An 18131-nucleotide genomic window follows, 5' to 3' on the forward strand; every position below is an offset into this window, starting at 1 on the left:
CGGGCTCTGAGCAGCGGTTTCCGGCCCCGGGTTAACTCGCCTCACTCGCTAACTTTCCGCAGGTCAGAGTCACATTAGCCCCCACTCGGCCGGTGAGTTACAGACCTAACCCGATCACCGGCAGCTAACCGTCCCGAACCACCCAACCAGGACGGCCACCACCAGGTGCCCGCCCCGGCCCGTCACGCCCTGATCCGACTACAGAAAGTGACAGAGATGTCTGAGTCTGTCCCGCCGCTGGCCGCGCTCGTCACCACCGCGTCGTTCCTGCTGCTGGCCGCCGCCGCGGTCGTGCTCGGGGTCGGCTACCTGCTCGGCTGCCGGATCTGGCCCTACGCCAACTGCGGTCGCTGCCACGGCACCGGCAAGTCCGGCTCCCCGAACCGCAAGGCCTTCCGCAACTGCCCCCGCTGCAAAGGCACCGGCCGCCGGATCCGGATCGGCCGCCGCCTGCTCGACCACCACAGCAACCGCTGACCCGGAGGACACCACCATGGCCACCCGCAAACCCCGCAAGCCCGTCGCCAAGAGCCAGGGCACGACCGACCCGGAACGGCCGCTGACGCCGCGCGAGGAGTACCGCGCCGCGCTGACCGAGCTGAACCGCTACTCGCACAACAACGAGACCGCCGAAGCCCTTGCCGCGCGGGAACGGTTCGACCGCGCCGACCGCAAGCGCCGTTGGTGGCGTCGCTGATGGCCACGCAGGCGATCGACCGCGCCAGCTTGCACCCGGCCGCTGCGCGCTGGATCGAGCTGTGGAACGGCGCAAAGGCACTCGGCTGGGACCTGCACGGGACGCCGGTGTTCCGGTTCCGGTGGGCCCCCGCAGGCCTGGCCACCCGCCGCCAGCTCCGCTCGATGCGGATGTGCCCGGGAGGGCAGGAGCCGTACGCGCTGCTGGTCTGGCGCAACGGCAAACGCTGGGCCTGGCTGTACCGGCTCGACCTCGCCCGGCCCTCCCGCGTGCCGTCGCCGGCGCAGCTCGACGCCCAGGACAAGGCGATGGAAGCCCGACGGACCTGCCAGCTCTGCCAGGCCGTCACCGACTACTGCATCCCCACCTCTGACGGCCGCTGCAACGACTGCATCGCCGCCAGCTACCAGCACGCTGCCTGACCACCACCTCGAGGAGAACCCACCCATGAACCGCCTCATCGCCGCCGCGCTCGCGGTCGTTGTCCTGGCCGTCGCGACCGGATGCGACCCGGGTGTCCCGGATGCCGGGACCGTCACCGACAAGGGCATCACCACCAGCCGGTCCGGCCAGACCACCAACACCTGCCACTGGATCAAGGTCCGCCACGACGACGGCACCACGTCGCGCGGCTGCGTCCCGATCCAGCGGTGGAAGAAGGCCACCAAGGGCGGCGACTGGCTTGGGAAGTGACCATGACGAACCCCATCCTGACCGCCGCCCTGGCCGCTGCCGACCGTGGCTGGCCGGTGTTCCTGCTCGGACGGTCCAAGCGGCCGGTCGCCAACTGCCCCGACTGCCCCAAAGACGCCCACGACCCGGCGTGCTGTGGGCACCTGACCTGCCACGGGTTCTACGCCGCGAGCACCGACCCGGCCAGGGTCGCGGCGATCGTGGCGGCTGTCCCCGGTGGGCAGCTCGCCGTCCGGACCGGCGCGAGCTCCGGGCTGCTGGTGGTCGACGTGGACCCCGCGCACGGCGGCGACCGCAGCCTGGCCGGGCTCGTCGTCGACCAGCTGGTGCCGCGCACGCTGTGGGTGCGCTCCGGATCCGGCGGCGTGCACCTGTACTACCGCCACCCCGGCGGCGACATGCAGTCGCGGCCGATGCCGGACCGGGCGGGGATCGACATCAAGGCCGACGGCGGGTACGTCGTGCTGCCGCCATCGATCCACCACCGCACCCACCAGCCGTACCGGTGGGGCACCGGCCCGGCCGACGTGGTGGAGATGCCCCCCGCTCTCGTCACCGCCTGCCTGCCACCAGCTGAGCCCGAGGCATCGCCCGCCGGCCAAATCGCCACCGTCGAGGCGGGGGGCATCTCCCACCCCGAACGGCTGCTCACCGCGCACCTCGACGCCGTACGGAACGCACCCGAAGGCCGCCGAAGAACGACCCTCTACGGCGCCGCCCGAGGTGTAGCGCGAATGGTCGCTGCCGGTGCGATCAACCACGCCGACGCCATCGCCGCACTGACCGATGTGGGGCAGCAAGCCGAGCAGACCGCCCGCGACATCCGAGCCGCCATCACCGGTGGCTTCCGTGACGAAGGGATCGCCGCATGACCACCCCGACCGACACCACACCCGAACCGATCGACGGTGCCGAGCTGCTGGACGACGTGGCCGCCACCATCGCCCGCTACGTCATCCTGCCTAACACGTCCGCTGCCGTCGCGGTGGTGCTGTGGATCGCCGCCACCCACGCTGTACCGGCCTGGAACTGCGCGCCCCGGCTGGTCATCCGCGCACCCGAGCGCCGGTGCGGGAAGTCGCGGCTCCTGGACATGGTGGAAGGGATGAGCCATCGGCCGCTGATGACCGTCAACGCCTCGCCGTCCGCGGTCTACCGGTCGATCGGCATGACGCCGAGCGATCCGCCGACGCTGTTGATCGACGAGGCCGACACAATCTTTGGCCCCAAGGCGGGCGAGAACGAGGACCTGCGCGGCCTGCTCAACGCCGGGCACCAGCGCGGCCGCCCCGCGCTGCGGTACGACGCCGGCACTCGAAACGTGGAGAAGATCGCCACGTTCGCCATGGCCGCGCTCGCCGGCATCGGCGCGATGCCGGACACGATCGAGGACCGGGCCGCCGTCATCCGGATGCGTCGCCGCGCACTCGGCGAGAAGGTCGCCCCGTACCGCGTCGGCCGCGACGGTCCCGAGCTGGACGAGCTGCGGCAACGGCTCAACCAGTGGGTCAAGGTCAACATCAAGGCACTGCGGAACGCGACCCCGGACATGCCGCTAGAGGACCGTGCGGCCGACACCTGGGAGCCGATGATCGCCGTCGCCGACCTGGCCGGCGGGCAGTGGCCGCGTGCTGCCAGGAAGGCCGCCGTAGCGCTGACCAGTGACCGCGACGCGGGCGATGAAGGGTCGATCCCGACCCGGCTCCTGGCTGACTGCCGGACGGCGTTCCAGGACGCCGACGCGCTGCCCACTCAGACCCTGCTCGACCGACTCCGCAGCGACGCCGAAGCGCCCTGGGCAACGATGGGCGCGGCCGGACTCACCGCCATGAAGATGGGCAACCTGCTGCGGGACTTCGAGATCCGCAGCGACACGATCCGGTTCCCGACCGGCCAAGCCAAGGGCTACTTCCGGAGCGATTTCACCGATGCATGGAACCGCTACTGCCCCGAGCCAAAACCCGCCGGTGGGGAAGCCGTACCAGCCGTACCAGCCGTAACTTCCCAGGTCAGCCCCGAGGAGGCTTCCACCGCTGGTACGGCTCAAGCCGTACCAAGCACCCAAGCCTCCTTGGGCCTGACCTGCGAAAACGAGGCTGGTACGGCTGGTACGCCTTGGGTCCCGAGGGCGGTTCCGGATCTTGCCGAGGACAACGACCGATCGCACTGCGCATGAGCAGACGCCACCAACTGACAGCTCCACCAACCCCGAGGAGAACGACGTTGACGACCCCGACGAGTGACAGTGACCGGCTGCTCGATGTGCAGGAGGCGGCGGTCATGCTCGGCACCTTCAACACCAGCGGCGTGCGGTTCCCGCGACGCCTGATCTCTGAGCGTCGCATCCGGTTCGTGCGCATCGGCCGCATGGTGCGCATCCCCGAGTCCGCGATCCGCGAGCTGATCGAACAGAACACAGTCGAACCCATCCGAGTAGCTCTGGAGAGGAACGCCGCCTGATGGCGAAGAGACGATTTGGACGAGTCCGCAAGCTGCCGTCCGGCCGGTTCCAGGCGCGGTACCCCGGCCCGGACGGAATCGACCGGCCTGCTCCGAACACATTCGCGAGCAAGACCGACGCGGCGCGCTGGCTGACGCTGAAGGAAGCCGAGTTGGCCCGAGATGAGTGGATCGATCCGGCTGCAGGTGAGGTACCGCTGGGGGAGTACGCGCAGAAGTGGATCCGCGAGCGCCCCGGCCTCCGGTCCAAGACGCTCGTTCTGTACGGCGGCCTGCTGCGGAACCACATCGCCCCAACGCTGGGTGCCAAGCCGCTCACTGAACTCACTGCGCCGATGCTGCGTGGCTGGAGGCACTCCCTGCTCGATGGCGGCCTGGGGCCCGTGACGGCGGCCAAGGCGTACCGGCTGCTGCGGTCGATTCTCTCGACGGCAGTCGAGGACCGGCTGATCAAGACCAACCCGTGCTACATCAAAGGAGCTGCTGTGGAGCGCAGTCCGGAACGACCGGTGCTGACTGTTGCCGAGGTCTACAAGCTGGCCAATGCGATGCACCCGAGGTTTCGAGCCCTGATCCTGGTAGCAGCGCTCGGCAGCCTCCGCTGGGGTGAGTTGGCCGCGCTCCAGCGGCGACATGTGGATCTGGTCAGTGGGGTGGTCAGGATTCGGCAGGCGGCGGTCGAGCTGCCGACTGGCGAACTGCAGATCAGTCCGCCTAAGACGGCCGCCGGCCGCCGGACCGTGTACCTCCCCGAGATCGTCATGCAGGACCTGCGCGTGCACTTTGACATCTACGTCAAACGAACGCCTGAAGCATTCGTTTTCACCGGGGCCAAGGGCGCACAGTTGCGCAGGTCAACGTTCCAGCGGAACTGGAGGAAGGGGCTCAAGGGAGCAGGTCTGACCGGCCGCGTCCACTTCCACGACCTGCGGCACACCGGCAACACCTGGGCAGCCGAGTCAGGCGCGACCCTGCGCGAACTGATGGACCGCATGGGTCACGCCAGCAGCAGGGCAGCTCTCATCTACCTCCACACCAGCGACCGGCGACACCAGGGAGTCGCCCAGGCGATGTCAGAACTCGTCGCGGAGGGTTTGCGGGACGACCCGGACGACGGTCTCGCGGTGGCATCGGGCACGTAACGGGCACGGCGGCGAAATCCGGTCACTGAGATGACGAAACCCCAGGTCAGAAACTTGCCTCTGACCTGGGGTTTCTCGCTGGAGCGGGTGACGGGAATCGAACCCGCACTGTCAGCTTGGGAAGCTGATGTTCTGCCATTGAACTACACCCGCATGCTTGGCGGTGGCACCAGCAGGCGGAGACGAGCATAGCTGATGGGTGGGGTCCCGGCCACGGTGGGTCCGGCGTGCCGCGGCGCGGATGGGGATCCGGTGCGCCGGGTCGTGGCCGGGGGCGGGGAGGTGTACGGCGTCGCCGTACCCAAGAACTGATGCCGAATGCATCGAAAAGGGGCTGCGGGGCGGTTTGCGGGTGGGGTTCCTGGGCAGTTTTCCACAAAGGGCACGCCCAGGACTGGGCAGGTCCGGCATCTTCTGGCAGATTAGAACGCGTTGCCGGGGGCAACATTTCGACGCAACGTGAGGATGCGGTCCTCACCGGGACCGGACAAGATGGTTGCGGGGCAACTGGATGAAGGGGTGAATGGTGGCAACAGACACGAGTGACGTGCTGGACAACCTGGAGAAGGAGCTCGTCACGATGGGACGGCGGCTGCGTGGTCTGCAGCGGAAGCTGTCCGACGACGCGCACCCGGACCTGGAGCCGGCGCAGTACGCGTTGCTGAACCACGTCGAGGAGCTGGCGCCGGTGCGGATGGCCGACCTGGTTGCTGCGCTCGAGGTGGACAAGGGTCCGGTCAGCCGGGCCTGCGCACGGCTGGAGGAAGAGGGTCTGCTGAAGCGGGCGGCCGACAAGTCGGACGCCCGGGCGACTCTGCTGACGCTGACCGCGGCCGGCAAGCGCAAGCTCGCGGCGGCCCGGAAGAAGCGGCACAAGGTGATCGAGGACCTGCTCAAGGACTGGTCGCCGGCGCAGGTGAAGACCTTCGCCACCCAGGTGTCGCGCTTCAACAAGCTGTCCGGCTGAGCGGCCGGCACTGAGGCACTTTCGTTGCCTCAGGCCCCGAGGTGGACGCGGGACAGGCCCGGAGGAGTGGTGACGCCGGGGAGCTGAGGGCTCCGGACAGCCGCCACCGGGCACCGCGATCCGGATCGTGGGCCGTAGGCGTACGAATTCCCGGTGTGGTCGCCGGTCGGCGGCCACACCAGGACGAATGGGGGATTGGACCGGAATCCGTGGGCTGGCGCTGGGCTGGGGGCTGGGGCGCTGCTAACGTGCGGTCGTGCTGCTCTCCGACCGCGACATCTTGGCCGAGCTCGACGGGAAGCGGGTTCAGCTGGACCCGTTCGACGCTGCGATGGTGCAGCCGTCGAGTGTCGACGTCCGCCTGGACCGGTTCTTCCGGGTGTTCGAGAACCACAAGTACCCGCACATCGACCCGGCCGAGGAACAGCCCGACCTGACCCGGATGGTCGAGCCGGAGGGGGAGGAGCCGTTCATCCTGCACCCCGGTGAGTTCGTGCTGGGGTCGACGTACGAGCTGGTGACGCTGCCCGACGACGTGGCGGCGCGGCTGGAGGGCAAGTCCTCGCTGGGCCGGCTCGGGCTGCTCACCCACTCCACCGCCGGGTTCATCGACCCCGGGTTCTCCGGGCACGTGACGCTGGAGCTGTCGAACGTGGCGACGCTGCCGATCAAGCTCTGGCCCGGGATGAAGATCGGCCAGCTGTGCTTCTTCCGGCTGTCCTCCCCGGCCGAGCACCCGTACGGCTCGGCCAAGTACGGCTCCCGCTACCAAGGCCAGCGCGGCCCCACCCCGTCCCGCTCCTTCAAGAACTTCCACCGCACCGACATCTGAATCACGCGGTAGGACTCAGCGCGATCAGAATCATGTGGAAGCCACTGCCGAGTGCCCGTACTGCGTGACCGCAACCGGCCTTCGGTCGGGGTGGTGATCAGGCGGTGGGGGACAGGGTGATCAGGATGGACTGGAAGTCGTAGGTGGTGCCGCCGGGGGGCTGCAGGTAGACGCCGCCGTATTGGGTGACCGCGGTCGGCGACTTCGGTTTGCCGTTGTAGAGCGACATGTCCGAGCCGTTCGCGCTGCCCGGGTCGTTGCCCTGGGACGACGGCGTCCCCTCGGTCGGGGAGGCGCCTTCCGTCGGGGCGGCACCTTCGGTGGGTGTCGCGGAACTGGTCGGCACGTCGGCGCCGGTCGCCGCGTCCATCAGGACCGGCTGCGCCTCGGTCTGGGCGTAGACGACGCCGTGGAACGCCGCGGTGACCGACGGCACCACCCGGCTGGCCGACTTGTCGGTGTATCCCCAGGTCTTCGCGCCGGTACTGTCGTCGAAGCCGATGATCTCCTGGCCGCCGGACTCACCGGACGTGCAGACCACGGCCTTGGCCTGGTCGCCCCAGCAGGTGAAGGTGCTGATCCGCTCGTCCACGACCTGCGACTTGGTCGGTACGACGGCGCCGGTCGCGATGTCGACCGAGTACAGGACGTTGTTGAACTTGTCGCCGTCCAGGGCCGTCGTGGACCCGAAGTAGGCCCGCTGGGAACCACTGCCGGCCGCGACCAGGTAGTCCTGCTTGGTCGGGGTCTGCTTGGTGATCTTGCCGGTCGCCCCGTCAGCGATCACGACCGTGCCGTCGGCGGCGCCTTCCTGGTTGGAGGCCTTCGCGCCGGCGACGACGCCGTTCAGCACGCCGGCCGGCATCACGAACGGGATGACGGCCGACTTCTGCGTCTTCGGGTCGGCGTAGACGGTGAAGACCTCGCCGCCCTTCTTGGCGGCCGCCTGGCCGTCGGCTCCGACCCCGACCACGATCTGGCCGGTCTTGGCGTCGTACGCCTGGCTCACGACGTTGTCGCCGCCCTCACCGGCGCCCAGCGCCGGAGTGAGGTCCGCGATGACCTCGGCGACCTTCTTGCCGTCGGTCGCGTCGAGCCACTGGAACACCACCTGGCCCTTGGCCTTCTGGGTGCCGTTGCCCTTGTCCTTCTGGACGTAGGCGATCGCGACGACGTCCTTGCCGTCGAGCTGGACACCCATCGGTGCGGACAGGCCGACCGTCTCGGTGGTCGAGGCTTCGGCGGACGGGATGGTCCACGGCTGGCCCTGGGCGGCGATGTTGCGGCCGGTGATGCCGGTGCGTCCCGCGATCAGGGTGGTCTGGCCGACCATGCCCTCGTGCAGCGAGTACTCGTTGTCCTTCGCCGTGCGCTCGATGCCGAAGGCTGCGTTCGCGACGAAGGCCTTCGGCGGGTCGAAGGAGGCGACTGCCGGGGCGGACGGCGTGCTGGAGGTGGTGCCGCTGCTCTCGGACGTCGGGCTCGGCTTGTCGTCGTTGCCGCCACACCCGGCCAGCAGGACAACGGCGGCGGTGGCGGCGGTGGCGACGGCCATCGGACGCTGCATCGTTCGTTACTCCCCAGGTCGCACCGAAACGGTCGCGACGAACGCTAGCAGTGGCTCCGGGTCCCCAGAGTCACCAGACCCAGGCGTTGCAGCAAGCTGCAGAGGGCGGCCGCCCCGTTCACCGGCCGGCCGGTCACCGGACGACCGACAATCCGGTTCGGCGGTGCTGTGGCTGCGGCTCGAGGCGATCGGCCAGGCGACGCAGTACGGCGGCCAGTTCGTGCCGCGGACCGCTGACCCGGCCGTCCTTCGCAGCCGCTCGCAGCTCGTTGCGCTGGGCCCGCAGCTCGGCGGCCCGGATCCGGTCCTCGACTTGGCAACGCGCGACCTCTTGATACTCGGTGATCATCGTCCTGCTCCCCTCACGTCGTCCCCGTCTGGTTTTCGGCAGTGCTTCGCCCAGGTCCCGCCGGATCCCAGTCCCGGCGGGACCTCCTGGGGCGATCAGTCAGGCCCTGACGACGCTGATGTCGCCGGAGACCGTGCGCGCCCGCAGCATCAGCGAGCGCTCGCCTTCGGCCGGCTGGTCGCCGGGCTCGAGGTCGCACCGGATCCGCCCGGTGACCGTCTTCAGGTCCAGGTACGCCGGGACGCCGTCGGGCACCCCGATCCGGACGTCACCGCGCGCGGTCTCGGCCTGCACGCTGGGTCCGTCGGCGACCTCGACCGTGACGTCGCCGGAGCCGGAGGTGGCGACCGAGTGGTCCCGGATCCGCTCGATGGTGATGTCACCCGAGCCGACCTTGACCGTGGTCCGGCCGGCCGCGTCGCCGATCCGGACGTCGCCGGAGCCGGTGCTCAGCCCGAGCGCGTCGCCGGCCTCGTCGATGTCGATCGACCCCGAACCGGTGCCGGCCCGGACCGCGCCCACGACGTGCCCGACCCGGACGTCACCGCTGCCGGTGCTGACGCCGAGGTCGCCCTCGACCCGGTCGAGCGTGATGTTGCCGGAGCCGGTGCCCAGCCGGGCGGTGCCCAGTGGCATCCGGGAGGTGATGTCGCCGGAACCGGTCTTGATCCGGGCGTCGAGAGTCGCCGGGGTGGCGATCCGGACCTGGATCTCCGGGCCGCGGCGGACGTCGCGCGGACCCTCCACGATCAGCTCGCCGTCGCGCACCTCGAAGATGACGTCGCTCTCGTCGCCGGCGCTGACCTCGAGGTCGACAGTCGTCTGGTCGCCGTCGGCCGGCCGGATGTCGACCAGCCCGGAGCCGATCTCGATCCGGACCCGGTCGATCTTGCTCGCGTCCTCGGTGAGTTGCGATGTGAAGCTCACTGGACCCACCCCGTCATCCGCTGGCCCGGCCCGCGGTGCCCGCGGTCCCGGTCGCGCCGGCCACGGTCCCGGTCGCGGCCACGCCGGCCGCGCTCCGGTCCGAAGACACCCTCGTCGCCGAACGGGCCGTCGGGGCCGAACACACCGTCCGGTCCGAAGACGCCGTCGGGTCCGAGCGGTCCGTTCGGGCCGAGTGGTCCCTCGGGCCCGAAGAAGCCGCCGCGCGGAGCGCGCGGGGGCCGCGGCGGACGCGGAGCGCGGACACCGCGGCCCCGGTCGCTCAGCGCGGTCATCACGGTGCGCATCAGCCACGCGTTCGAGGAGATGCCCTCGGCGGCGGCGGCCTCGTCCACCTTGTTCTTCACCGACATCGGCAGCCGCAGCGTGATCCGCGCGGTCGGCTCGTCCGCGTCCGGCGCGATCGTCTCGGCGGGCTCGTCGGTCTCTTCCTCGTCGATGTCGTCGTGGTCGTCGTGTCCGGTCAGCTGGCTCGGGGCCGGCGTGACGACGAACTCCGGACGGCCGCCGGCCATCCGGAGCTCGACCGAACCGGGGGACAGCTCGCGGCTGATCTCTCCGGCGGCGTCGGACAGGGCTGAGATGAGGGCCAGCCGGCCCGCGTCATCCAGCGTGGCTCCGAGGCGCTGTGCCACGGAGCGAGTCTGTTCGTCGGCCAGGGCGGTGGCGTTCTCCACGCTCCGCCGGACCGATTCGAGATAGTGGTCAAGTTCCATGACAGCAACTATGACGTCATAGTGACGTCACTGTCAACCCGTTCTGATGTCATCGCGCCGCCACGGCAGAATGGGCACAGTCGACGACAGGGAGAGAGCGTGTCCAGAGGGGTACTCGTCACAGGTGCGTCCAGGGGTGTCGGAGCCGCGGTCGCTCGGGTGTTCGCGCAGGCCGGTGACCGGGTCGTGCTGCACTGCCGCGGAGCGGTCGACCGGGCCGAGGAGGTGCGCGCCGGACTGCCCGGAGACGGTCACGCGGTGATTGCGGCCGATCTCGGCGATGCGGCCGCAATCCCTGCCCTGGTTGAGGAATCGGCGGCTGCTCTCGGCCGGATCGACGTACTCGTGAACAACGCCGCTCTGTTCGTCGACGAGCCGGTGTCGGGGTCCCGGCGGATCGGGCACCCACTGGCCGAGGCGTCGTACGACGAGTGGGTGTCGGCGTGGCGCCGTACGCTCGCGGTCAATCTGGAGGGGGCGGCGCACGTGACCTGGTGCGTGGCCCGGCAGATGCTCGACAAGGACCCGGCTGAGGGCGTACGGCGGGGCGCGATCGTCAACGTGGGGTCGCGAGGGGCCTACCGCGGCGAGCCCGACGTGCCTGCGTACGGCGCCTCCAAGGCTGGACTGCACTCGCTCGGGCAGTCCTTGGCGGTGTCGTTGGCGCCGCATGACATCACGGTGACGTCAATTGCGCCCGGATTCATCGCCACCGACATGGCTGAGTCCGTCCTGAGCGGCCCCGGCGGTGACGCGATCCGGGCGCAGAGCCCGTTCAACCGCACCGCCACCGCCGAGGAGGTCGCGGACGCCGTCTACTGGCTCGCGTCACCCAAGGCCGGCTGGTCGACCGGCGCCGTCCTCGACTTCAACGGAGCCTCCTATCTGCGCTGAGCCTCAGGCACCCCGGTTCTCGGCGCCGAGCATCCAGGCCTGCTTCTCGAGGTCGACGATGATCGCGTGCAGCAGGTCGGCCGTCGACGGGTCCTCGGCGTCGACGCGGTCGTGGATGAAGCGCGCCGTACCTGCGGTGGCGTGCAGCGCGGCCGTCACCACGTCGACGACGGCCGTCACGTCCTGCTCGCCGCCGGGGAACTCCGGCAGCGTCGCCGACGCCGCGATCGTCGGGGCGCGTCCGTCGGGTGTCGTACCGAGGGCGCGCATCCGCTCGGCGATGGTGTCCGCGGCGACGCGGGCCACGTCGACGATCTCGTCGAGCTGCAGGTGCAGGTCCCGGAAGTTGCGTCCGACGACGTTCCAGTGAGCTTGTTTGGCCTGCAGGTGCAGGGCGATCAGGTCGGCGAGGAGCTGCTGCAGGTCTGCCGTCAGCGTTGCGGAGGCGTGGAAGGCGGGGCGAGTCGCTGTGGTTGTCATGCCTCAATCCTGCTGACGGCAGCCTGCCGACACCATGTCCATTCCGACGGGTCTGCCACAGATCTGGCCATGCGCTTAGGAGCCGTACACCTCCAGCTCCACGATGCGCGAGTAGGTGTTGCCGTTGCCGGCGAGGCAGAGGATGCGGACGGCGGTGGCTTGGGTGGGGGTGAAGGTCGAGGTGACGTGGCCGGCGGTGTTGCCGCGGACCTGGGTGACGGTCTGCCAGTCGCCGGTCCCGTTGCGCACCTGGACGTCCCAGTCGCGGAGGCCGTTGGCCGGGGCCGGGTACTTCACCGAGTCGAGGGTGTAGAGCTCGACGCGGTTGATCGTGCTCGGTTCGGCCAGCGCGACGTCGTAGGTGTCCGGGAAGGCGGCGCGAGTCCCGTCGTTCCAGCCGGTCAGCGTGTCCCAGTGCTCGGAGTCGCTGTCGCCGTCGACCGCTCCGCACAGCGCGAAGTTGCCGTGCGTCGACGAGGCGGACGCCTGCTCGCCGAGCGCGAGGTTGTCGCCGGGCCCCTTGGATGGCAGCGGATTCACCGTGACCGGGACGGTCAGCTTGGACCCCTCGACCTCGAGGTCGAGGGAGTACTGCCCGGGCTGCGTGTCCCGCGGGACCCGGACCTCGACCGGCGCGCTGACCGGCTGGTCCGGGTCGACCGCAGGCAGCCAGGACGAGAACACTTCCCGGGACGGCTGGAGCGGACCACTCGGGTCCAGCGTCAGGTCGGCGTACCTGTCCTCGCTGCCGGTGTTGGTCATCGTGAGGTTGAGCATGCCCGGGAAGCAGGGCAGGCCCACGACACTCAGCTGCTGCGGGGCCACGGAGATCTGTACGTCGGTGCGCGGAGCGCCGCCGGTTGTCGAGGCGACCACGCCGGTCGCGACCGCGGCGCCGAGGGCGACCGCCGACTGCCATCGAATCGTCATCGGTCTCTCCTCAGAGGGTCTGGATTCCCGGGCGCCCGTCCTCGACGAGGAGCCGGGTGCGGGTGCTGACGGCGCCGTTCGGGACGCTGACCTTGTCGACCACGCGGTAGTCGGAGATCCAGCGCTGCGGCGTGATGCTGCAGCTCACGTAGCCGCGCTGGAAGTTGCCGAACTTGATGTGCGGGTTCTCCTTGAGCAGCGTCGCGCCGCCCGGATCGAGATCCATCCCGTCGATACCGGACGTGATCGACGTCCCGACGAACTCGGTGCCCACGGTCGGCGAGTCCGGGTCGGCGAAGTCGAGCTTGAGGTCCGAGGCGACGCTGCGGTGCAGGTCGCCGGCGATCGAGACCAGGTTGCGGACCTTGCGCTGTACGGCGCCGCCGAGCACCCGGTCGCGGGACGCCTCGTATCCGTCCCAGGTGTCCATCGGCACCAGCACCTCAGGGCCTTCCTTGGTGTCCAGCCGGGCGATCGCGGTCTGGTGCGCGAGCACGTTCCAGCGCGACCGGGACGCGGCCCAGCCGTCGAGCAGCCACTTCTCCTGCGCGTCGCCGGTGATCGTGCGCGCCGGGTCCTTCGTCTCCGGGCCGGGCGCCTTGGTGCCGTCGCCGTACGCCTGGTCAGAGCGGTACTGGCGGGTGTCGAGGACGCTGAACTCGGCCAGCCGGCCGTACCGGATCCGCCGGTAGAGCTGCATGTCCGGGCCCTTCGGCAGCTGGGCCAGCCGCATCGGCATGTGTTCCCAGTACGCGCGGAAGGCGTTGGCTCGCCGTACCAGGAACTGCGCGGGCGGTGCGCTCGGATGCGCCTCGTCGGCCCAGTTGTCGACCACCTCGTGGTCGTCGAGCGTGACCACCCAGGGCGCGGACGCGTGCGCCGCCTGCAGGTCGGGATCCATCTTGTACGACGCGTACCGGACGCGGTACTCGTCCAGCGTCACGGTCTGCTGGGTCATCCAGGGCTCGTTCGAGTTCGGCCGGACGCCGCGGTCGATGCCGAACTCGTAGATGTAGTCGCCGAGGAAGAACACCACGTCGTGCTCGCGCTTGGCCATGTCGGCGTACGCCGTGTACCAGCCCTCCCACCAGGCCTGGCAGGACGCGAACGCCAGCGACATCTCGGGGACGTACGCTTCGGCCGGCGGCGCGGTCCGGGTCCGGCCGACCGGGCTGAGCTTCCCGTTCACACGGAAGCGGTACCAGTAGTGCCGCCACGGGCGCAGGCCGCGTACGTCGACGTGCACCGAGTGACTCGACTCGGGCCGGGCCTGGGTGGTGCCTTGGCGGACGACCCGATGGAACCGCTCGTCTTCAGCAACCTGCCACTGCACCTCGACTGGCCGGCGATCCATCCCACCGAACGGCGCGAGCGGCTCCGGCGCGAGCCGGGTCCAGATCACCACCGCATCCGGCAACGGATCCCCGGACGCGACCCCGAGCGTGTACGGATCCCGCCGGTCGGGGCCGCCGGTCGCGCCGGCCAACGCCCGCTGCACGTCGGGAAGGTTGCCGGTCACGGCCAGTGCGGCAGCCGCTCCGGTGACGGTCAGGAAGTTTCGTCGAGTACTTCGCATCGGCACCAGCCCACCCGATCATCCAGAGGTGATCACTTCCGTAACGCGAGATTACGAGAAGTTCTCACGATCGGGTGGGATCTGACCGATTCCGGTCTCACTCCTCCACGATGTCCTTCGCCGCCGGCGCCTTGATGCTGACCGGCTCGCCCCAGTCGGACGTCGTCATCGTCGCGCTGGCGCCGATCAGGTTGAACGACACCTTGTACATCAGGTGGTCGGCCTGGCCCATCCAGATCGTGTAGACGATCGCCTTCGGGGCGCCCGCCGGCATCTTCTGGCCCTGAGCCTTCATCGCCGCGGCCGTGTCCACGGTGACCTCGTAGCGGTCGACCTTGCGGCGCTGGAGCGCCTCGGTCTTGATGTACTCCACCTTCTTCAGGCCGGCGTCGAACGCGTCGAAGGTCTTGGTCGGGCTCATCTCCTCGACCATCGAGGCGACCTCGGCCGCCATCGGGTGGTCGGAGTTCGGGTCGATCTTGAGGTACTTGCCCCTCGGCAGGTCACTCATCTGCACGTACGCGATGTCGTTGACCAGAATCAGCTTCATCCGGCCGCCGAACGCGGCGCCCTTCATGTCGATCTTCGCCTTGACCGGATTCATCGACTGCTCGCCGGTGATGGTCGCCTTCTCGCCACCGGTCTCGATCGTCATCGAGACCTTCACGGTGTCCTTGCCGACCATCCCCTTCTTCACGGCCGGCATGAAGCTGGTCGAGTCGAGGTGCGCGGCCGCCGGGACGACCTTCTGCGGCTCGGCGGTGCTGACCGACGTCGACCCCGGTGTGGACGGCTTGTAGCCGGTCGCGGCCGGCTCGCCGCCGCAGGCAGCCAGGCCGAGAACGAGTGGCACTGTCGCGGCAGCGGACAGCGCAAAGCGGAACTTCATAACTGCTGATTCCTCCCCAGATGATGCAGACGCCGGATCTTATGGTCTGGACCACCTGAGGGGGAAGGGATTTGCAGCTGGTGGCAGTCAGCTTTCCCCACGCTTTACGGAGGCGAGCAGGAGCTGGGCGACGTCGGCGACCTCGACGGACTCGCGGGCCGAGCCGTCGGCCTGCTTGGCGGTGAGGCCGTCGGACAGCATCACCCGGCAGAACGGGCAGCCGGTGGCGATCTTGTCCGCCCCGGTCTCGACCGCCTCGGTGGTCCGGTTCAGGTTGATCCGGCTGCCGATCTTCTCGTCCATCCACATCCGGGCGCCGCCGGCGCCGCAGCAGAAGGACTTGGTCTGGTTCCGCGGCATCTCGGCGTACTCGGCGCCCGGGATGATGTCGAGCAGCTCGCGCGGGGCGTCGTACACCTGGTTGTGGCGGCCGAGGTAGCACGGGTCGTGGTAGGTGATCTTCTGGCCGTTGAGCGAGCTGTCGGCCGGGGCGACCGGGGTCAGCTTGCCGTCGCGGACCAGGCGGTTCAGCAGCTGGGTGTGGTGGATGACGTCGAGCTCGACGCCGAGCTGGGAGTACTCGTTCTTCAGCGTGTTGAAGCAGTGCGCGCAGGTGGAGACGACCTTGCGGACCTTGGTCTCCTTGAAGACCTCGGCGTTCTGCATCGCCAGCTGCTGGAAGACGAACTCGTTGCCGGACCGCCGGGCCGGGTCGCCGGTGCAGGTCTCGCCGTCACCCAGCACGGCGAAGCTGACGCCGGCGATGTTCAGCAGCTCGGCGACGGCCTGCGTGGTCTTCTTCGCGCGGTCCTCGAAGGCGCCCGCGCAGCCGACCCAGAACAGGTACTCGACCTCGTCCAGGGACTCTGGATCATCAGGGCCGGCGCCGCCGACTTGTTTCACCTCGAACGGCAGGTCCTTGGCCCAGTCCATCCGGCCGGACGGGTTCATGTTCCACGGGTTGCCCTTGTTCTCCAGGCCCTTGAACAGCCCGTTGAGCTCGGACGGGAAGGAGGACTCGATCAGCACCTGGTAGCGGCGCATGTCCATGATCGCGTCGACGTGCTCGATGTCGACCGGGCACTGCTGCACGCACGCGCCGCACGACGTGCACGCCCACAGCGCTTCCTCGTCGATCACCGCGACGTCGGCCGGGCCGACCAGCGGCTTGTCCTGCTCGGCGAGCACCAGCTCCGGCAGCGACTTGCGCTCGTCGTCGGACGACGCCAGCAGGTACGGCGCCTTGGCGTACGCGTGCTCGCGCAGGTTCATCACCACCAGCTTGGGCGACAACGGCTTCTCGGTGTTCCAGGCCGGGCACTGCGACTGGCAGCGGCCGCACTCGGTGCAGGTGGTGAAGTCGAGCAGGCCCTTCCAGGTGAAGTCCTCGACCTTGCCGACGCCGAGGGCGGCGTCCTCGTCCAGCTCGTCGATGTTCTCGAAGTCGATCGGCGCGCCGTTGACCATGATCGGCTGCAGGGCGCCGAGCGCCGTACCGCCGTCGTCCTCGCGCTTGAACCAGATGTTCGGCCAGGCGGTGAACCGGTGCCAGGCGACACCCATGGTCGCGTTCAGCGAGATGGTGATCATCCAGGCGAACGAGATCAGGATCTTGACCATGGCGACCAGGTAGACCGCGTTCTCCAGCCCCTGCTCGCTCAGGCCGCCGAACAGGCGCTCGCCGATGAAGTACGTGCCCGGGAAGTGGAACTTGTCCCCGGCGCCGAGCTGGTATTCGAGGCCGCGCAGCAGCAGGATGCAGACCAGGACGCCGAGGATCGTGTACTCGACGTAGTACGCCTGCCAGGCGCGGGACCCGAAGAACCGGCTGTACCGGGCCAGGTGGCCCTTCGGCAGGTTGAGCAGCCGGATCACGATCAGCCCGATGATCGACACCAGGCCGGTCCAGGTGAGGAACTCGGTCACCCACTCGAAGACGAACCAGTGCCCGATGATCGGCAGCGCGAAGTGCGCGTCGAAGAGCTGGCCGAACGCCGTCACGAGGCTGAGGAACAGCCCGATGAAACCGAACGCGACGAACCAGTGCAGGATGCCGACGTGGCTCCACTGCAGCATCCGGGTGTGGCCCAGCGTCTCCTTGGCCAGCGTGACCGTGCGCTGCGCCGGGTGGCCGGTCCGGCCCGCGGTGGGCCGGCCGAGCCTGATGACGGACACCATGTGCCCGATCGTCTTGCCGAACAACGCGACGCCGACAGCGGTGATCGCGAGCGAGACGACGATGGCGAGGATCTGCATACCAGCGATGTTATTGGTTGGTTACCCGCGAGTCATGTCGGTGTCGGGCTCATCACGCCCGAGATGTGACCTTGAACAAACCGAGACGGACCGTTACCGGGGATCCGTTGTCGCCGCATTGGACCAATCCGTAAGTTTCCTACCACTGCGAGTGCAGTGATGGGAATGAATTCACGGGAGAGTGCGATGCGTCTTCAGCGGGCAGCGGTCGCGGGAATGGTGCTGGCGAGCGGAATTCTGGTGCACGGAGCGAGTACGGCGAGTGCGGCGCCAGTGGATCCGGACGTCCGGGTCGCGAAGAAGTGCGACACCAAAGCGGTCTACTGGTACACCCGGGGCGGCAAGGAGGTCTACGTCGGCACGAACCTCTACAGCGAGTGGCTGGAGGGCCCGGGCCGGATCACCTACCAGAAGACGGCGACCTCGGAGTCGAACTCGTCCTGGTCCGGCGATCTCGGCGTGAGCATCCCGCTGGTGATCGCGGAGATCCAGAACAAGTACTCCAAGACCGTCGGCAAGTCGCACTCGGTCTCCCAGACCTGGTCGTACACGGCCGAGGTCCCGCCCGGCAAGATCCGCCGCCTGCACCAGCTCAAGCAGTCCTGGCGCGTCCAGGTGGTCCGCTGGCGCTACACCACCAGCGACTGCAAGAAGACCAAGGAAATCAGCAGCAAGACCGCCACCTTCCCGGTCAAGAACCGCGACTACATGTGGATCCTCATCGGCCGCGAGTGACCT

21 protein-coding genes and 1 tRNA gene are annotated in these 18131 nt (G+C 69.0%); 12 read left to right on the top strand and 10 right to left on the bottom strand.

The window, feature by feature from the left end:
• The first annotated feature begins 216 nt into the window (after positions 1-216).
• The 8 genes from ACIBGM_RS09855 to ACIBGM_RS09890 are packed head-to-tail and all read left to right on the top strand — an operon-like array spanning position 217 to position 4992.
• Complete coding sequence (locus tag ACIBGM_RS09855; RefSeq protein WP_396385094.1) at positions 217-477, top strand: hypothetical protein; 261 nt, start codon at positions 217-219, stop codon at positions 475-477.
• 16 nt (positions 478-493) lie between these two features.
• On the top strand, positions 494-697 hold the full coding sequence (locus ACIBGM_RS09860) for a hypothetical protein (RefSeq protein WP_396385095.1): 204 nt from the start codon (positions 494-496) through the stop codon (positions 695-697).
• Positions 697-1119: an RRQRL motif-containing zinc-binding protein gene (locus tag ACIBGM_RS09865; protein WP_396385097.1), complete on the top strand. Its 423-nt coding sequence runs from the start codon at positions 697-699 to the stop codon at positions 1117-1119. The genes ACIBGM_RS09860 and ACIBGM_RS09865 overlap by 1 nt, the downstream gene beginning before the upstream one ends.
• A 25-nt stretch (positions 1120-1144) precedes the next feature.
• Complete coding sequence (locus ACIBGM_RS09870) at positions 1145-1390, top strand: hypothetical protein (protein WP_396385098.1); 246 nt, start codon at positions 1145-1147, stop codon at positions 1388-1390.
• A gap of 2 nt (positions 1391-1392) precedes the next feature.
• Positions 1393-2262, top strand: coding sequence for a bifunctional DNA primase/polymerase (locus ACIBGM_RS09875; RefSeq protein ID WP_396385099.1), 870 nt, complete (start codon positions 1393-1395; stop codon positions 2260-2262).
• Positions 2259-3566 carry a DUF3631 domain-containing protein gene (locus tag ACIBGM_RS09880; protein WP_396385101.1) on the top strand — a complete coding sequence of 436 codons (1308 nt, stop codon included), beginning with the start codon at positions 2259-2261 and terminating at the stop codon, positions 3564-3566. The genes ACIBGM_RS09875 and ACIBGM_RS09880 overlap by 4 nt, the downstream gene beginning before the upstream one ends.
• Positions 3567-3613: 47 nt before the next feature.
• The gene (locus ACIBGM_RS09885) at positions 3614-3850 is read left to right on the top strand and encodes an excisionase family DNA-binding protein (protein ID WP_396385102.1); all 237 of its coding nucleotides are present in this window, start codon (positions 3614-3616) and stop codon (positions 3848-3850) included.
• Positions 3850-4992, top strand: a complete 1143-nt coding sequence (locus ACIBGM_RS09890; protein ID WP_396385103.1) for a tyrosine-type recombinase/integrase — start codon at positions 3850-3852, stop codon at positions 4990-4992. Before ACIBGM_RS09885 ends, ACIBGM_RS09890 begins: the two co-directional genes overlap by 1 nt.
• 79 nt (positions 4993-5071) lie before the next feature.
• Here ACIBGM_RS09890 and ACIBGM_RS09895 read toward each other — a convergent pair.
• A tRNA-Gly gene (locus ACIBGM_RS09895) sits at positions 5072-5145 on the bottom strand.
• A gap of 370 nt (positions 5146-5515) precedes the next feature.
• Between ACIBGM_RS09895 and ACIBGM_RS09900 the strand changes: the two genes are divergently transcribed.
• Positions 5516-5959, top strand: a complete 444-nt coding sequence (locus tag ACIBGM_RS09900; RefSeq protein WP_360514541.1) for a MarR family transcriptional regulator — start codon at positions 5516-5518, stop codon at positions 5957-5959.
• A 256-nt stretch (positions 5960-6215) separates the two neighbouring features.
• Positions 6216-6791: a dCTP deaminase gene (gene dcd, locus ACIBGM_RS09905; protein WP_360514544.1), complete on the top strand. Its 576-nt coding sequence runs from the start codon at positions 6216-6218 to the stop codon at positions 6789-6791.
• Positions 6792-6888: 97 nt separating this feature from the next.
• Here the strand turns inward: dcd and ACIBGM_RS09910 are convergent, their stop codons facing one another.
• The 4 genes from ACIBGM_RS09910 to ACIBGM_RS09925 all read right to left on the bottom strand — a co-directional run bounded on the left by ACIBGM_RS09910 (position 6889) and on the right by ACIBGM_RS09925 (position 10368).
• Complete coding sequence (locus ACIBGM_RS09910) at positions 6889-8358, bottom strand: hypothetical protein (protein ID WP_396385105.1); 1470 nt, start codon at positions 8356-8358, stop codon at positions 6889-6891.
• A 133-nt stretch (positions 8359-8491) separates the two neighbouring features.
• Entirely contained in the window at positions 8492-8707 is a 216-nt protein-coding gene (locus ACIBGM_RS09915; protein ID WP_360514550.1) for a hypothetical protein, read from the bottom strand.
• Positions 8708-8806: 99 nt separating this feature from the next.
• The gene (locus ACIBGM_RS09920; RefSeq protein WP_360514553.1) at positions 8807-9634 is read right to left on the bottom strand and encodes a DUF4097 family beta strand repeat-containing protein; all 828 of its coding nucleotides are present in this window, start codon (positions 9632-9634) and stop codon (positions 8807-8809) included.
• On the bottom strand, positions 9631-10368 hold the full coding sequence (locus ACIBGM_RS09925; RefSeq protein ID WP_396385107.1) for an Arc family DNA-binding protein: 738 nt from the start codon (positions 10366-10368) through the stop codon (positions 9631-9633). The genes ACIBGM_RS09920 and ACIBGM_RS09925 overlap by 4 nt, the downstream gene beginning before the upstream one ends.
• A 99-nt stretch (positions 10369-10467) precedes the next feature.
• On the opposite strand from ACIBGM_RS09925, the gene ACIBGM_RS09930 reads away from it, so the two are divergent.
• Positions 10468-11262, top strand: a complete 795-nt coding sequence (locus ACIBGM_RS09930; protein WP_396385109.1) for an SDR family NAD(P)-dependent oxidoreductase — start codon at positions 10468-10470, stop codon at positions 11260-11262.
• 3 nt (positions 11263-11265) lie between these two features.
• On the opposite strand, the gene ACIBGM_RS09935 is transcribed toward ACIBGM_RS09930, so the two are convergent.
• The 5 genes from ACIBGM_RS09935 to ACIBGM_RS09955 all read right to left on the bottom strand — a co-directional run bounded on the left by ACIBGM_RS09935 (position 11266) and on the right by ACIBGM_RS09955 (position 17393).
• Positions 11266-11742 (bottom strand): Dps family protein, encoded by a 477-nt coding sequence (locus ACIBGM_RS09935; protein WP_396385110.1) that lies wholly within the window; start codon positions 11740-11742, stop codon positions 11266-11268.
• 75 nt (positions 11743-11817) lie between these two features.
• Positions 11818-12672 carry a hypothetical protein gene (locus ACIBGM_RS09940; protein ID WP_360514565.1) on the bottom strand — a complete coding sequence of 285 codons (855 nt, stop codon included), beginning with the start codon at positions 12670-12672 and terminating at the stop codon, positions 11818-11820.
• Positions 12673-12682: 10 nt separating this feature from the next.
• Entirely contained in the window at positions 12683-14248 is a 1566-nt protein-coding gene (locus ACIBGM_RS09945) for an alkaline phosphatase D family protein (protein ID WP_396385112.1), read from the bottom strand.
• Between the two features lie 97 nt (positions 14249-14345).
• On the bottom strand, positions 14346-15137 hold the full coding sequence (locus tag ACIBGM_RS09950) for a hypothetical protein (protein WP_360514571.1): 792 nt from the start codon (positions 15135-15137) through the stop codon (positions 14346-14348).
• 87 nt (positions 15138-15224) lie between these two features.
• On the bottom strand, positions 15225-17393 hold the full coding sequence (locus ACIBGM_RS09955) for a heterodisulfide reductase-related iron-sulfur binding cluster (protein WP_396385114.1): 2169 nt from the start codon (positions 17391-17393) through the stop codon (positions 15225-15227).
• 186 nt (positions 17394-17579) lie between these two features.
• On the opposite strand from ACIBGM_RS09955, the gene ACIBGM_RS09960 reads away from it, so the two are divergent.
• Positions 17580-18128 (top strand): hypothetical protein, encoded by a 549-nt coding sequence (locus ACIBGM_RS09960; protein WP_360514577.1) that lies wholly within the window; start codon positions 17580-17582, stop codon positions 18126-18128.
• The last annotated feature ends 3 nt before the right edge of the window (positions 18129-18131 follow it).

The organism is Kribbella sp. NPDC050470 (genome assembly GCF_044458365.1).
GTDB lineage: Bacteria > Actinomycetota > Actinomycetes > Propionibacteriales > Kribbellaceae > Kribbella.